The organism is Ruminococcus sp. D54t1_190329_F1 (assembly GCF_015551645.1).
Lineage (GTDB): Bacteria > Bacillota > Clostridia > Lachnospirales > Lachnospiraceae > Blautia_A > Blautia_A faecis.
The window spans coordinates 26,314-42,733 of sequence record NZ_JADNDC010000029.1; the positions used below are offsets into that span (position 1 = coordinate 26,314).

Annotated in this window: 14 protein-coding genes; 2 read left to right on the plus strand and 12 right to left on the minus strand. The window is 44.3% G+C overall.

Annotation, left to right across the window (positions count from 1 at the left end):
* Positions 1 to 177 precede the first annotated feature (177 nt).
* The 9 genes from I2D69_RS13735 to I2D69_RS13775 all read right to left on the minus strand — a co-directional run bounded on the left by I2D69_RS13735 (position 178) and on the right by I2D69_RS13775 (position 9,109).
* Positions 178 to 624 carry a DUF1934 domain-containing protein gene (locus I2D69_RS13735; RefSeq protein ID WP_173715754.1) on the minus strand — a complete coding sequence of 149 codons (447 nt, stop codon included), beginning with the start codon at positions 622 to 624 and terminating at the stop codon, positions 178 to 180.
* 24 nt (positions 625 to 648) lie between these two features.
* Positions 649 to 1,470, minus strand: a complete 822-nt coding sequence (murI, locus tag I2D69_RS13740) for a glutamate racemase (protein ID WP_173715753.1) — start codon at positions 1,468 to 1,470, stop codon at positions 649 to 651.
* 87 nt (positions 1,471 to 1,557) lie between these two features.
* A complete protein-coding gene (locus tag I2D69_RS13745; protein ID WP_173715752.1) occupies positions 1,558 to 1,785 on the minus strand; it encodes a hypothetical protein in 228 nt (75 codons plus the stop codon).
* Positions 1,786 to 1,943: 158 nt separating this feature from the next.
* Positions 1,944 to 3,608, minus strand: a complete 1,665-nt coding sequence (locus tag I2D69_RS13750) for a GerAB/ArcD/ProY family transporter (protein ID WP_173715751.1) — start codon at positions 3,606 to 3,608, stop codon at positions 1,944 to 1,946.
* 9 nt (positions 3,609 to 3,617) lie between these two features.
* Complete coding sequence (locus I2D69_RS13755; RefSeq protein ID WP_347708397.1) at positions 3,618 to 5,132, minus strand: spore germination protein; 1,515 nt, start codon at positions 5,130 to 5,132, stop codon at positions 3,618 to 3,620.
* A 158-nt stretch (positions 5,133 to 5,290) separates the two neighbouring features.
* Entirely contained in the window at positions 5,291 to 5,965 is a 675-nt protein-coding gene (locus I2D69_RS13760) for a GntR family transcriptional regulator (protein WP_118577596.1), read from the minus strand.
* 15 nt (positions 5,966 to 5,980) lie between these two features.
* A complete protein-coding gene (ispE, locus tag I2D69_RS13765; RefSeq protein WP_173715750.1) occupies positions 5,981 to 6,835 on the minus strand; it encodes a 4-(cytidine 5'-diphospho)-2-C-methyl-D-erythritol kinase in 855 nt (284 codons plus the stop codon).
* A gap of 241 nt (positions 6,836 to 7,076) precedes the next feature.
* Positions 7,077 to 8,633: an SPOCS domain-containing protein gene (locus tag I2D69_RS13770; RefSeq protein ID WP_173734781.1), complete on the minus strand. Its 1,557-nt coding sequence runs from the start codon at positions 8,631 to 8,633 to the stop codon at positions 7,077 to 7,079.
* A gap of 29 nt (positions 8,634 to 8,662) precedes the next feature.
* Entirely contained in the window at positions 8,663 to 9,109 is a 447-nt protein-coding gene (locus I2D69_RS13775) for a protease complex subunit PrcB family protein (protein ID WP_118577599.1), read from the minus strand.
* 202 nt (positions 9,110 to 9,311) lie between these two features.
* Here I2D69_RS13775 and I2D69_RS13780 point away from each other — a divergent pair, with 202 nt between their 5' ends.
* Positions 9,312 to 10,052 (plus strand): lysophospholipid acyltransferase family protein, encoded by a 741-nt coding sequence (locus I2D69_RS13780; protein ID WP_118577600.1) that lies wholly within the window; start codon positions 9,312 to 9,314, stop codon positions 10,050 to 10,052.
* 103 nt (positions 10,053 to 10,155) lie between these two features.
* Here I2D69_RS13780 and I2D69_RS13785 read toward each other — a convergent pair whose 3' ends face one another.
* Positions 10,156 to 11,079: an AraC family transcriptional regulator gene (locus I2D69_RS13785; protein WP_195380072.1), complete on the minus strand. Its 924-nt coding sequence runs from the start codon at positions 11,077 to 11,079 to the stop codon at positions 10,156 to 10,158.
* Positions 11,080 to 11,351: 272 nt separating this feature from the next.
* Here I2D69_RS13785 and I2D69_RS13790 point away from each other — a divergent pair, with 272 nt between their 5' ends.
* Positions 11,352 to 13,763, plus strand: a complete 2,412-nt coding sequence (locus tag I2D69_RS13790) for a glycoside hydrolase family 3 protein (protein WP_148461528.1) — start codon at positions 11,352 to 11,354, stop codon at positions 13,761 to 13,763.
* A gap of 124 nt (positions 13,764 to 13,887) precedes the next feature.
* Here I2D69_RS13790 and I2D69_RS13795 read toward each other — a convergent pair whose 3' ends face one another.
* Both I2D69_RS13795 and I2D69_RS13800 read right to left on the minus strand, forming a co-directional pair.
* Entirely contained in the window at positions 13,888 to 15,372 is a 1,485-nt protein-coding gene (locus I2D69_RS13795) for an ATP-binding cassette domain-containing protein (protein WP_173715746.1), read from the minus strand.
* Complete coding sequence (locus I2D69_RS13800; RefSeq protein WP_148461526.1) at positions 15,369 to 16,418, minus strand: sensor histidine kinase; 1,050 nt, start codon at positions 16,416 to 16,418, stop codon at positions 15,369 to 15,371. Before I2D69_RS13800 ends, I2D69_RS13795 begins: the two co-directional genes overlap by 4 nt.
* Between the last annotated feature and the right edge of the window lie 2 nt (positions 16,419 to 16,420).

Genomic DNA, 16,420 nt, shown 5'->3' on the forward strand with positions numbered 1-16,420 from the left:
GATGTCAGCGCCAGTGACCACTGGTTTCATCTGAAAATATTGATTCCAATACCAGATTCGTCCACTGCTACCGATTCAAATAACAATAAAAAAAACAGCAGGAGTTCATTCTAACAAACGAACGCCTGCTGTCTTCTTGTTAAAATTAATTTCTGTAATGCTTCTACCCAACAGTTCCTACAACACAAACCCAGTTGTATTCTTCCCCTGCGCCTGAATATCCAGACAGCAGTCTGCCACATGCTCCTGATTCAGGTCCAGAGAATAGTTCACTTTCATGGCAATTTGACCGTCACTTTCTTCCAATTCCAGATTCGTCGCTGAAATTCCCATTTCAAGAGTTCCGAACGGGGTGGTATAAAATGCCATATTACGCTTCCCCTGCTCAAAAACCATATGTGTATTTACCTGTCCTTTTTTTCGGACTTCCATTCCCCGGGAAGATATCTTGATATAATTTATAGTAGGATCTCCCTGCTCGTCCAGCATTTCTTCATAGCGAAGATAATGGCTTCCATTACGGAAATAATACTCTCCCGGAACCACAATCTCGATTGGCTCATCACCTTCTGGTGTGTCCATCATATGTAAACCTTTTACGTGAATTAAAACTTCTTTTTCCATTATTGTTCCATTTCTTTCTCTTTTTCAATATTTCTCAATATCAATCTTCTGCGTTTTCTCCACATCAAATGGCAGAATCGAATTGGCAAAGCCCTTGAATTTCTCTGCCAGATCGCTCACATAGAAACGATATGGGAAATCAGACTGTCCCTGTCCGGTGCTCTGCATATTCTGCTCTTTCAGAAGTCTGCCAAGCTCCAGTGCCGTCTCGTACGCCGGGTTCACCAAAGTAACACCCTCTCCCATGATCTGTCCGATGGTAGAACGGAGCAGTGGATAATGGGTACAGCCAAGGATCAGTGTATCAATATCTTTTTCCTGTAGTTCCTTCAGATATCGGCTTGCAACTTCCACTGTCACCGGATCATGAGTCCAGCCTTCCTCTACCAACGGTACAAATAAGGGACATGACTTTCCGATCACTGTAATCTCCGGATCGATCTTTTTCAGAACCTCCGCGTGGATTCCACTTCCAACAGTACCTTCTGTACCGATGATTCCCACCCGTTTATTTCTGGTAACCTGCGCAGCTACCTTGGCACCGGCTTCAATCACTCCAAGAATGGGAATGTCAAATTCTTCCTGAACTGCCTCCAGGGCAAACGCACTGGCTGTATTACAGGCCACCACAATCGCCTTCACCTTCTGCTCTTTCAGGAAACGGATTATCTGACGGGAATATCCTATAATAGTCTCTCTGGATTTGCTTCCATATGGAACTCTGGCAGTATCGCCGAAATACACGATTTTCTCTGCTGGAAGATTCCGCATGATCTCCCTTGCCACAGTAAGTCCGCCAATACCGGAATCAAACACACCAACAGGCGCATCTCTGTCTATTTTCATTCATCTATCTCCAAATTCATAGTCAAGCGATATTCGCAATCTGTATTTCATTTTAACACCAAAGGAGCGGCGGTGCAAGTGCTTGTACTACATCAAAGCGTTAAGTGTCTCCACAATCCAGAAATGAAATCTTGGCTCTGCTTTCTGACCGTTCTCCGTCCTCGGTGCTTCCATAAAACAGAACTGGGGATAAATGGTTCCCCACCACGCAAGAAGGTTAGAATTTTTATTAAAATTTTCACTGCCCGGGCAAAGTAATACTGCTGTCAGAAGTGCTGCCGCTATATGATATTTGTTTTTTCTCAGACAAAGCATAAAAGTACCTCCCATATTTTTCTTAACAAAAGTATTCCCTGTCCCGGCCCGGAATAATCACATTTATTCCCACTGCTTATTGCTTTTCGCAGCTTCCCTGGAGCGTGTCTGAAAAAGGCTTTCTGCAAGATGTGCGTCACAATTTGTGGGAGATTCGGCTAAAATTTCACTTCCAATTCCTTTCCATAAATTTTCAGTTCTGGCAATTCAGACAAAGCACCACGTTCATAAAACTCATGATAAACCTCACGAAGCGTTACTGCCTGTCCCGGGCTTCCATTTGGATTATTTTCCAGCAGCCCAAGAAGATACTCTCCCAGAGAAACGTCCTGAGGGCTTACCCAGGCTACTGCTTCAGATGCCGCAGCACAGCGAAACACATAAACATTTTCACCTATAGTCGGCTCCTGCTTCAGATACTCGAGAACCTGCTCCCAACGCCCTCCATCCAACAGACTCTCTCCAAGAACCAGAATTTCCAGATGTCCCATATCCAGATATTTTTCCTGTGTCCGGCTGTATATATTTTCAATCTCACGGAAAGTTTCTCCCTGAATCGACGGAGCAGCATTCCCCTGGTCTTCCCCGTCTTTTTCCTGTCCTGTAGATTTTGGAAGATCCGGAATTCCGTAAGTCAGCAGATATTTCCCCTCTGTAATATCGGCTCCAAGTGCAAGCGGATACATGCGTTTCTCCGGTTCCACACCACCACAGCCGGCTAACAGAAACAATGCACTGACACACGCTACGGCAAGCTTCTTTTTCCACTTCTTTTTGCCTGTCATAAAAAACATAATCTGAAGCACCAGCATTCCGGGCACAAAAATATATTTCAAATATAATGGAAAACTATTCCGGATTCCCCATCTTTCAATATCCCACACAGCTCCGGCAAAAACCAGAATGGATATCCACAGCTTTCCAGTTCCCATATCTGCTTTTTCCACAATTAAATGACCATAATGCAGAAAACTTCCAATAGAAAATAAAAGGCTGTATAAAAGAAATCCCATCCAGAGGACATCAAATCTTGCCAATACATTCCCTGGAAGCTCCGCACCTGACAGAAGCGGCAAAATCGGACAGCTTTCATATTTCAGCCGCCCCCATCCAAATACAGAAGGAAGCAGCAATTCCGTCAGAATAAGCAAAATTCCCAGGGTAAAAACGGCAAGGCTTACAGTTTTCCCTGTATCTTTACTGTTTCCTACACAGTTCAGTGCAAAGGGAAGCAGCCCCAATCCGGAAAATGCACATATCACATCATATCCACTTTCCAGAATTTTTCTTCCTGAGAAAGAGGAATTCCATACCATTTCCTGAAAATACTCCCATTTTCCCTGTCCCACAGCCAGGACTAACATAAGCATAACCGCTGCAAGTACCACGCCTCCTGACACTTCTCCCATTCTGCCTCGCCTCTGAATCCCCTTTTGCGTGCCCAGACTGCAAACCAGCAATGTGATCAGACATAGCCATTTTTTTCCTATACCTGTTCCCAGACTAACTGCAACAATTTCTCCCAGAAGGTTCAAAAGAAATGCGGCTCCAAAAATACAGTATATAAGAAAAAACAACGCTGTCAGCCGTCCCCACACCACACCGGCTGTTTTGCAGGGCCTGGCAAAAGCATAACGAAGACGGATGAGGAAAATCACATAAAACAGCACAGCTGCAAGGGCTGCTGCAGTCCCTGCCAGCCCGCCAAGCCCCAGAGTTTTTCTGTTTCCGAAAAGGCACAATATTAATGGTGCAATAAACGCAATCACGATCTGCCTGTAGAGCTGCCGCTGGGAGATTCGATTATTTTCTGCAAATTTCATTTATTCCTGCTACCTATCCTTCCTGTTTTTATTGCGGATTTTTTGCAGTCTCACTCGCTCATTTTGTCTGACATATGAAGGACGCCTCCATCTCTTTTTAAATGGCACTCTCACAATTTTGTTTCCAGTCCCATTATCCATACTTTGTTTGACAAAGGGCGTCAGATATGGGACTCCAAAGCTGAGAAGTCCTGCCAGATGTGATACTGTCAGATATACTCCGATCACAATTCCAAAAATCCCCAGATATCCTCCCAAAAACAAAAAGAAGTATTTAAGCATCCGAAATGCTGAGGCAAATTCTTCATTTGGGATTGCCAGAGAACCAAGTGCAGTTATTGCCACAACCATGACCACGATCGGGCTAACAAGATTCGCTTCCACAGCAGCGGATCCCACGATCAGTCCTCCCACAATTCCCATAGCATTCCCCAGTGCTCCCGGAATCCGCACACCTGCCTCCCGAATCAGTTCAAAAGATAATTCCAGCAGAACAAGCTCCGCAATGCTGGAAAATGGTACACCTTCTCTTGCCTGGGCAAAGGACAGAAGCATGTTCGTGGGAAGAATCTGCGTATGAAACCGGATCACCGCAAGATAAAGCCCCGGCAGCAACGTAGCTGCTGCCATTGCCACATAGCGCAGTATTCGAAGAAACGATGCCATTTCAAATCGGTTATACCAGTCCTCACTACTTTCCATAAAACTGTGAAAAACACCTGGTAAAATAAGCGCTGACGGAGAATTATCACAAAGAAGCACTGCTTTTCCATTTAAAATTTCCTGCGCCGCCCGATCCGGTCTTTCCGTAGTCTGATACTGTGGAAATGGGGAAAACCAGGAATCCTCCGTCAGCTGTTCCAGCATTCCGCTGTCCAGAATTCCATCAATTCGAAACTCTCCAAGCCGCTCTTTCACCTGCTCCAGAAATTCCTCCTGCACCAGATCTTTCATGTACACCATCTGTACCAGTGTATGTGATCTCTCCCCAATATAAAATTCCACTACCTTTAATCTGGTATCCCGTAGCCGCTTCCGGATCAGTGCCGAATTTATTTTCACAGAATCAGAGAAGCCTTCCCTGGAACCTCGCAGAACCTTCTCCATCTCCACTTCTGTTACCCCCATGCTTGGATAACCGGCACTGGAAATTTTCATAGCCTGGTCAAATCCGTCCATAAAGAAAACCGCGTTTCCGGCAAGCAGCCCTGCAAACACCTGCTCCATGTCAGTCAGCTTCTTTACATCCGCAATTCCCAGACTGTTATACTCCACAAATTCCTGCATCTCCCCAGGCGAAATCTCCCAGAAATGCACAACCATTTTTCCAATGGCAGAGTCCTCCAGCATCATATTGGAAGTCGCTACCTCAATATAGACCATCAGACAGTCAACCTTCCGCTCATCCCCCAGCCGCATCTTCCGGATCTGAATATCTCCACAATCTGCCAGACGTTCTCTTATATACCGTTCATTTGCTCGAATATCCTTTGAAATCATAACAATATTATCATTTTTATCCAACGCTGCTCCTCTTTTCCATTTTCAGGCAACAAAAAAAAGACACTGGTTATCTCTCCCAGTATCTCCCATAAAAACAATTATATTCATTTTCTCTCAACTTCCCCAAAAGAGGAACGCGGGCAGGATGTGCCCGCTCCGCTCCCAGAAAACCACTCAGTTTACTCTTCTGCCCGAATCGCCTGAATAATTCCCATCCGCTGATTTTCCAGATGTTCAAAAGACAGCTCCTGTGCCGCTTTCACGTCCCGTTCCTTAATCGCCCTGGTAATTTTCTCATGCTCTTTCACCAGACGGTTTCTGGACTCATCCTCTTTCAAATATTCTACACGATATCTGTAGATCTGCTCGCGAAGATTATTCAGAACCTGCATCAGTCTTTTATTATCAGCAGCTTCATAAATTACCTCATGGAAATTCACATCCGCCTCAGCCATCTTTACCAGGTCTCCTTCCGCCGTACTGGTCTGGAAAACCTCAGCCGCCTGCTCCAGTTTCCGGATATCCGCATCTGTCATATTGGCACAGGCCTTCTCAATAGCCATATTTTCCAGAGTGATCCTGACCTCCAGAACGTCATTCAGATCCTTCTCTGTAATATTGGCAACCTGGGCTCCACGTCTCGGGATCATCACAACCAGCCCTTCCAGTTCCAGCTTACGCATGGCCTCCCGGATAGGAGTTCTGCTCACCCCAAGCTTCTCCGCAAGGGCAATCTCCATAAGTCTTTCGCCCGGCTTCAGTTCTCCCTTCAGGATTGCCTGACGCAATGTGTTAAAAACGACCTCCCTAAGTGGAAGATACTCATCCATATGCACTGTAAAATCACTTGTCATTTGTATTTTCCTCCGCTAAAAAACATCTGTGGCAAAAACAGTCTTCGCAAGTCTGCTCTCCCTGAGAACAGCTGCTGCCCGATCCATTTTCTCCTTATCATCAAAAATGCCAAATACAGTAGGACCACTTCCGCTCATCATGGCCTTACGTGCTCCGTTGCTCTCCATCAAATCTTTGATTTCCTGGATCACAGGATATTTGCTGATAATTCCCGGTTCAAATACATTTCCCATTCTGGAAATCATTCCATCAAGATCACCATTTCTGACAGCTGTCACCATACCATCGATATCCGGATGAACCACAGCAGGATCGTCCAGTTTCAGGTTCTCATAAGCAGTCTTGGTTGAAACATTTACTCCTGGTTTTCCCACCAGAACATAGCAGTAAGGTACTCTGGGAAGTCTGGTCAGCTTCTCCCCGATTCCCTCTGCAAGAGCAGTTCCGCGCATCACACAATAAGGAACATCAGCTCCAACCTTCACAGCACGCTTCATCAGCTCTTCCTCAGAAAGTCCCAGTCCAAACAGGCGGTTCACTCCAACAAAAGCAGCTGCCGCATCAGAGCTTCCACCAGCCATGCCGGCTGCTACCGGGATAAACTTCTCCAGATTCATGGTAAGCCCCTCTTTTATATCAAACTCATCCATTAACATTTTCGCCGCTTTATATACAAGATTCCGCTCGTCAGTAGGAACGTAAGGAATGTTCGTGGTAAGGACAATTCCCGGCTCCTTTTTTTTCTCAATTTCAAGCACGTCATACATCTGTATGGTCTGCATGATCATACGGACTTCGTGATATCCGTCATCACGTTTTCCAACCACGTCAAGTCCCAGATTTATCTTTGCAAGTGCACGTAAACGCATAATTTCCTCCGCTTGTAGCTGCCGCTCACATAAAACCTCTGGCAGGCTCTAAGGGCAGCAGTTTCTTTGTACTTTGTATACAATTTTATCAATGCTTTTATTGTAAAATATTTTTGTATTTTTTTCAATACATTTATGCGAGGAAATTTCTCATTCTATATATATCGTTACTGTCCACAACGTGACCAGAGCATGTTTGAAAAGGTTTTCTCCAAATATATGCAGTAAACAGAAAGCCGCCTTACCCTTCCACCTTCTTCACCAACAGCAGCGGCATTCCAGGCACAACTCTGTCCTCTTCCAGTTCATTCAGCTCACAGATTTCCTCCACTGTAGTATAAAATCTTTTCGCAATATCCCACATAGAATCCCCATTTTTCACCACATACACCGTGATTCCCGGCATTGCCTGGATTTTCTCCATATCAAGGGGACGCTCCTCCACTTTGCTTATGATCATCCGGTTTTCACACTGAAGCACCAGCACATTGAGACTGATCACAGCCTTCACCTCAATCTCATTGCTGTCGATCATAGACGTTGACAGCTGTTCCAGATCTGCCTGTAGAAAAAAGATACTGTCCTCATTGATCCCGTTTGCCTCAATTATATGGGAAAAAGGGATCATCCCATCAACGGAATAGAATGGCATTTCATCATTTCCTGTAATATACAGGATTTTCATAAATACAATTCCATCGGCCTGGATTCCATTTTCTACAATTTTCGTTTTCTCAACCTTTACACGTCCCTGGCTGTGACAGATCTGCAGGATTTTCCCCTGGCTTTCCTTCAGTTCAATACGGTCAGATACGCGGCATTTGGAGTCATTCCGTACCAGGAGGCTTTCCAGACACATCTCTTTTCCCTGAGGAATGCATTCTTTCAAAGGCGAGTACACATCCAGAATCAGGTCATGCTCTTCTTCGCGGTAAAGCTTCATGTCCAGTTCCAGCACCGTGTCTACACTCATTACCCGTTCTTCCCCATCGGAATCCGGTTTTACTTCAATGCTCTGATGCATAACGGAAAAGCCAATATTTGGAATCATCTCTCCCATACAACCAGTACACTCCACTTCCGTATTAAACGGAAGCACATACTCTGCCCACTGAAGCGGATTTTCCTCATCTTCTCCCGAATACAGGACAAAAACTGACAGCTCCCCTCTTGCCTTCACCACATTATCCTCTGGACGCAGATCCATTCCACGGACATCGATGGTATACCACAAAAGCTGTTCAATGTTCGGTTTATTGGACACTAAAGTCACTTCATCCTTAATCCGCATAGTGTCCTTTTTATGTACCATAAGACTCATTAAACGGACTTTCTTCCTTTTTACTGAAATTCCCTCCTCACTGATTTCCACCGGAAGCTGAATCCCTGCCATTTCATCTACCACTGCATAAAAGGTGACAATTGCTTTTATGTTTAGTTTTCGGGAATGAATCATGTGCACGCTGAGATCCTCAATCTCCCACTTCAGGCACATTTTATCCCCACTTGCAATCCCTTCCAGGTTCAAAGTCTCATCAAAAGGCAGTTTTGCCCCCAGACTGCTCACCTTCTGGTTTTCTTCCCCCACATAGAGAATATCCACGTTCAGGTTTCCGCTGATAAATGCCTTTCCTTCGCTAAGACGCACTTCATCCATGGAAACGTCACCCTTGTTCTGGATCAGTCGGCCCACATCCGGCTTTGCATCTGGTACATTATAATCTGTATCAAACGTTACCTGGCTGGCTGCACGGCTTTTTATCTGAAGCATCTGCACACTTTCTTTTCTTAATTCCACGATTTTCCACTCCTTTTTTCACCAGACTGCTATATTGCATCATTTTCGCTTTTTTCAGTAAAGCGTTCAAAAATCACAGGTTCTTTTCGGTATTCCGTCTTCACCACGATGTACGGATAGGAAGGCGGACTGATCGTTATTTTCTCGTCTGATGGCCCCAGCAGCATTGTCCGGAAAAAAACAGCCTGGGAAGTCCACCCCAGTTCTTCCACGGAAATACTGTAACCTCCGCTCATTTGCTCCCCGTATCCTTTTACAAGAAACAGGTCTTTTTCACATTGATAGGTCAGCTGAAATTCATTCTTCTTTTTCTCCTGTATCAGGGCAGCCAGTTCTGCCGGTATCTCTTCATTTTTTACAATGGAATACTCCAGAGGCTTCCGCGGCTCTTCCTCAATGCGGATAAAATTGCATCCACTGATCAAAAGCAGTGACCACAAAATTACTCCCAGAAGAACTGCTTTTGTTTTTTTCATTCTGCCACCTCAGATGTCTCGTTGCTGTTCATCTGATGCTCAGCCTTTAAACACAGCAAACAGCAATCTCCATTTATTTTATTGTATGAGGAATAAAAAAGATTTATTGCAAGAATTTTTCAAATTACATATAATAGACATAAACAATATGCCAAAACATGCTTCCTACGCATGAGGCACAGATCAAAGAAAGGAAAATCATATGATTCGTTTTATTTTATGCGTGATCGTAGTGGTTGGATTCCTGATTTTATCCATTCCCATTCTCTTTGTAGAATGGATCATCGGCAAATTCAATCCTATGGCAAAGGAAATCAGCTCTCTTCGGATCGTTCAGGCAGTATTTCGTTTTATCCTGTGGATATCCGGTGTGAAGCTGACTGTTATCGGAGAGGAAAATGTACCAACTGATGTGCCGGTTCTTTATATCGGAAATCACAGAAGCTTTTTTGATGTACCGATCACTTATCCACGCTGCCCCATCCGTACCGGCTATATCGCAAAAAAAGAGATGGAAAAGGTTCCTCTGCTTTCTACCTGGATGAAACGTCTTCACTGCCTGTTTCTTGACCGTAATGACCTTAAGCAGGGACTGAAAACCATTCTCACTGCTATTGAGAAAGTGAAATCCGGCATTTCCATCTGCATTTTTCCAGAGGGTACACGAAACAAAAATGAAGATGAACTGGACATGCTTCCATTCCATGAGGGCAGCTTCAAAATTGCCGCAAAGACAAACTGTCCGATCATCCCGATGGCGATCAGCGGCTCCGCTGATATCTGGGAAAACCATTTTCCAAGAGTTAAGAAAACCCACGTTATCCTGGAATATGGCAAACCAATCTACATAGACCAGCTGGAAAAAGAGGACAAAAAACATCTGGGTGCTTATACACAGAATATCATTCATGAAATGCTGGTAAAAAATAAAGCGCAGTTATAATGCGTCAGCTTCCAACTGGCAGGACAGACCTTTACATAAAGAATTTAAGGCTGTCCTGCTTTTTTCATTTTCAACGGGTTTAAAAGCATGAATTTCTAATATTTCAGTTTTTTCTTCTCCTTACTTCCTTCGGCGATTCCCCATAAGCTTCCTTAAATTTTCGCAAAAAACCTTTGTAATTGGTAATCCCGTTTTTATCCAGAAGAAATGTTATATTTTTATCTGTCTCCAGAAGATCTGTGTGGAAATGCTCCATGCGGATCTGATTTACATAAGCCAGGAAGGTCTGTCCTGTATATTTGCGAAAAAGGCGACAGAAATGCTCTGGTGTAATGGCCAAAAGCCCTGCAGCATCGGCAAGGGAAATTCTTTCCCCATAATGTTCCCGGACAAATTCCATGCATAACTTCATCCGCTCCAAGTCTCGCAGAGTGCCGTGAGCGGTTTCTGTATCTTCCTCACTCCTGATTCCTTCTGTATAAAGAAAATAAAGTAAACGGTAAACAGCAGAAAGCACCAGAAGATGATAGCCTTCTTTTTTTTCTTCATAAAAGCCTGCAATTTTCCGAAATACGTCTCTCAACTGATCATACAGATCATCAGCCCGATTTGTAGACTTTCGATTCTCCCTCATCTCCACAAGTCCCTTTCCCTGCACATTCTCCAGTTGTTCTCCCTGAACACATGCGTCAGCTGATTTCGACCTTATAAACTCCTGAAATTTCAGTCCCTCCCACTTTGCAGAAATTCTTTCCAGATGAACCGGCGGGATCTGTAAAAGATAATACCTGGCATCCTCATGCGTATGGGTATAATGGATATCATTGGAATTTACCAGAAAAATATCCCCTTTTTTCAACTCATAACTCACATCATTAATAGATGCTGTAATCTCGCCGCCAAGCACATAAATAATTTCCAAATGCTCATGCCAGTGTGCTGGTAACAGTTCATCCCAGGTATTTACATATGTAAAATGAATTTGTCCCAAATGATCATCCAGCACGTTTTCATATTCCGCTCTCATAGTATGCCTCACCTTCTTTTTTCACTCAAATTTCCCGACTTCCATCCTCATCCAAAATACACAACACTTATATCACAGGTTTAAAATCAAAATACACCATCTATTCTTTATGATAATATATAATATTTCATCTGTAATATCAAGAAAGACCTATAAAAGAAGCAATAAACCATCTAGTACACCACCGCTTTTTCCAGTACAATAGCAACATCAAGACAACTACACGAAAAAAATTTCTAATTATAAATTTATCTACAGGAGGACATCCCACAATGAACAAATGGACCAGAGTTAAATTCCAGCCAAACCTTCCCCTTAGGGAAAGCGGCCGTGTTACCGCAAGCAAAGAACATATCCTTCTTTCCAAAGAAGCCGCCAAAGAAGGTATGGTTCTTCTAAAAAATGAGAAAAACCTGCTTCCTCTTACTGAGGGCACACGCATCGCCCTTTTTGGCAAGGGCAGCTTCGACTATGTAAAAGGCGGCGGCGGAAGCGGTGATGTTATGGTTTCTTATGTACACAACCTTTACGATGGGCTGAAAATGCAGGAAAACGCCGTTCAGATCTACGAACCGTTATCCGATTTTTACCGCACCGATATCCGACATCAGTATGAAAAAGGTGCCGCACCAGGAATGACGGTAGAGCCAGAGCTTTCCCAGGAGCTTGCTGACGGCGCAAAAGCATTTGCTGACGTTGCAGTTGTTGTGATCAGCCGTTTCTCCGGCGAGGGCTGGGACCGTTCCAGCATTGAATGCAACAACGAATTTAATCCATGGGATACAGAAACCACCATGCCGAAAATTTCCGGCGAAGTTTTCCCAGATGGCGACTTCTATCTCACTACCAGGGAGAAAGCAATGCTTTCCATGGTAAAAGAGCGCTTTGATGATATCGTAGTCGTTCTCAATATCGGCGGAATCATGGACCTTTCCTGGGTAAAAAATGATGACCGGATTTCCTCCGCTCTTCTTGGATGGCAGGGTGGCATGGAAGGCGGGCTTGCCATGGCGGAGCTTCTCACCGGCAAAGGGAATCCATCCGGTAAGCTGGCTGACACTTTTGCTGCAGACGTAAATGATTATCCATCCACTGCTAACTTCCATGAGTCTTTTGATTATGTAAACTATACAGAAGATATTTATGTAGGCTACCGTTATTTTGAAACCCTTCCAGGAGCACAGGAAAAAGTAATCTATCCATTTGGATACGGACTTTCCTACACCACCTTTTGCCTGAACACCACCGCTATGTGGGAAACAGAGGATCAGATTTTCGCTGAAGTTCAGGTGACCAACACCGGTAACCTGGCTGGAAAAGAAGTTGTCCAGATTTATTTCGAAGCTCCACAGGGACTTCTGAAGAAACCAGCCCGCCAGCTTGCTGCTTTTGCAAAAACCCGTCTTCTTCAGCCAGGTGAGACACAGCAGATCCGCCTTTCCTTTGCAAAGGCTGACATGGCTTCCTACGATGACCTTGGAAAAATCAAGAAATCCGCATATATTCTGGAAAAAGGTACTTATAAGTTCTATATTGGAACTTCTGTGCGCGACACTAAGGAGAGCCTCCTGACAATGGAACTGTATGAAAATATGATCACAAAGCAGCTGACAGCTCATCTTGTTCCAACCAGCCTGAAAGAGCGTATGCTCTCTGACGGCAGTTTTGAGGAGCTTCCACAGTCTGCATGCAATGACATGAACGAATGCGTATTTGAGAAAATGGAGCCGGGCACTGAGGAAGGTATTACCCCTGCAGTCCGCTGCTGTACACGTGGCACACTTTTCGACAACTTTGGCAGAAAACAGTTTATTGATGTAGCAGAAGGCAGGCTTTCCCTGGATGATTTTATGGAACAGTTAAGCGATGACGATCTGATTCATCTTCTTGGAGGACAGCCAAACGTAGGTGTTTCCAATACCTTCGGCTTTGGAAATCTTCCGGATTATGGTGTTCCATCCATTATGACAGCAGACGGTCCTGCCGGTCTTCGTATCAGCGGGGAATGCAGCATGAACACAACAGCATGGCCTTGTGCAACCCTTCTTGCCTGCACCTGGAATCCGGCTCTTGTTCAGCAGGTTGGACAGGCTGGCGCCGAAGAAGTGAAGGAGAACAATCTTGCTGTATGGCTTACCCCTGCAGTAAATATCCACAGAAATCCGCTTTGTGGAAGAAACTTCGAGTACTATTCCGAGGATCCGCTGATTGCCGGAAAAATGGGCGCAGCTATGGTAAAAGGTATCCAGTCCCAGCACATTGCAGCTTCTGTAAAGCATTTCGCAGCAAATAACAAAGAGACCAACAGAAAGCACAGCGATTCCCGTGTTTCCGAGCGTGCACTTCGCGAGATCTATCTGAAAGGTTTCGAGATCATTGTAAAAGAAGCACAGCCATGGACGATCATGTCCTCCTACAATGCAATCAATGGTCACCGCGCTTCTGAGAACCGTGAGCTTCTGGAAGATGTTCTCCGCGGCGAGTGGGGCTTCAAGGGAATGGTCACCACTGACTGGTGGACAAGAGCAGAGCATTACAAAGAAATCAAGGCCGGAAATGACGTAAAAATGGGAACTGGTTTCCCAGAACGTGTGAAAAAGGCCATGGAAATGGGACAGCTTGGCCGCCCGGAATTAGAGCACTGTGCAAGACGGGTGCTGGAACTGATTCTGAAGATTGACTGAAATTGAATTTTAGTTATAAAGAAACCCATGGCAATTTTATTTCTGTTGCCATGGGCTTCTTATTTAGGCTCTGGAGCGTGTTTGAAAATACAATCCGAATTATTAGTATTATGTTTTATACATTTTATTTTCTCTCTGACGGATACCTATGCAGCCAGGGCACCGACGAGGTAATCTTATGGAAATTTTCTCTTACAATTTCCTTCTTTTTCCCATTTTCCCCAAGAATCAACAGGCGATCTGCCATAGCCAGGGAATCCGATAAATTCAAAGATAAGATCACCACCGAAATCCCCTTATCCAGGAACTTTTCCAACATACTCCAGATAAACATCCTGTGAGCAAGATCAGCGCCGCAGAAAGGCTGAATACAAAACAGAATCTCCGGTTTCTGCAAAAATACTCTTGTATACACCAGCTGATACTTCTGCTTTTCACTCAGTTCCTCCACCGGCATTTCAAAAACATCTGTCCCTAATATGGGACTGTATTCATTCCGAATACTTTTCTGAAGACGTTTGTTGTGCCAGATTGAAGGAACTTTTTCTGCCAGACAAATACAGAGATTATTCATATAATCCAGTTTCGGAAAAATCATGGTTTTTGTAGTACGTTCCTGGATTACTGCAATCCTGCCATTTCCCGGAATCTCTGTCTGCTTCCCATTCAACAGGATTTCTCCACTTTCCGGTAAAATATCTCCGGTCAGAATCTTCCGTAGCTCCTCCATTCCCCTGGCATCCATAATCTGTACGGCCAGGCATTCTCCTTTATGCACATCAAAGGAAAAATTGCAGGCTGCATCCTCTCCGTAGCCCTTCCATTGAAAAACAACCGGTGCAGCCTGCTGCCCTTCCCTTTTTTCCGTATGATAACGGACCATGTCGTTATATTCCGTCATGTAAGTTACGGGCGGATCATTGAACAGCTCCTCTCTTTCCAGAATCTTCTGGATTCTTCCATTGGTAAACAGCGCACATCTGTCACAGATACTGGAAATCTCTTCCAGATGAGAACAGATATAAAGAAAAGAAAACCCTTTTTTCACATAACGACGGATAATTCCATGGAGCTTTTTCAACTCATCATCACTGACAAGGGCTCCAACTTCGTCCAGCACGATCAGATGATATCCCATAATCACAGCCCGGAGCAATTCTACAATGATCCGTTCAAAAGTAGAAAGCTTCTCCACATCTTTATTAAGGGGAATGTCCATTCCGATATCTTCTAAAAAAGGTTCCATCTGCCGGTTCAGGATCTTTGTGCGGATCACCCACTGGCGAAAGCCCGGACGCAGGACAAAAATATTATCTGCAATGTTCAGATTTCCTGCCAGAGAACTTTTCTCCTGGATAATGCTGATCCTGTTTGCTGCCTTGTAATTCTCTTTCCAGGTGTTTACCTTTTCCCCTCCATAATAAATATAACCGTCATAGAGGGGAAGATTCCGTTCCAGAAGCTTCAGAAGAGCTGTTTTTCCATGACTGTTAACAGGCATAAATCCCATAATCTCTCCCTGAAAAATCTGAAGATTGAAGTCCTCCAGCTTCACAACCTCATCCTCTTTATACGTCACACGCTCCATTCTGAGAACTTCGTTTCTCATACCAACACGCTCCTGTTTTTCACCTGTCTGTCGTCAGTAAGTATAGGGATGGTGATCTCCACATCTGTTCCTTCTCCTGGTACAGAATAAACATGCATGCCATATTCATCCCCAAAGATCAAATGGATTCTGTTATTCACATTCACCAGAGCAATTCCGCCCTGTTTTTCTTCATTGTCGTGAATGGCCTTGGTTGACTTGCCCAGCTTCTGGTTCAGCTTTGCTAAAGTCATCTCGTCCATTCCCACCCCATCGTCTGAAATACGGATGAGCAGGCGATCCTTTGTACACTGAAAACGGATATAAAGATTTCCACCGCCAACCTTCAGCTCCACGCCATGGATAATGCTGTTTTCCAGAATCGGCTGCAACGTCAGTTTGGGGATTCTGCAGTTCATGATCTTTTCATACTCTGCAATATCATAATCAATATGAAGCTGCAGCCGGTCCCCGAAACGATATTTCTGAATTCCAAAATAAGTCTCACAGTTATCCAGTTCTTCCTCCACAGAAACCAGATTCTCCACCTTGGTAATGGTGTAACGGAAAAATCTTGCCAGGGCTTCTGTCATATCTGCAACGCTGTCCAGACCTGCAATAATAGCTTCTCCACGGATGCTTTCCAGTGTATTGTAAAGAAAGTGGGGATTGATCTGATTCTGCAAAGCCAGGTACTGAGCCTGTCTTTTGTTCAGATCCATATACTGGGGAGAACGCACAATGCGGTCTACCATTTTCATCTGCTTCTGGATGCTTGGAGTCAGGTTCAAGAGTTCCATATCTTCTTTTTCGGAAAAAATATAACCATCCAGAAAACGATCCGTCATTTTTTCACAGCGCATGTAAGGGCGGTGAATCCACAGCCAGAATACAATCGGAAACAAAATTGCAAATATTGTTATAATTATGGCCATCCACCAGGGTGTTTCGCCTTTATATGCCAATAACAGCTGAATTACCGCCAGAATAATAAAACTCCCGAAGACTACCGTTCCCAGGACAAGAGCCCGGTTGGATATGTATTTCAGTTTTTCTTTAAATTTCATTT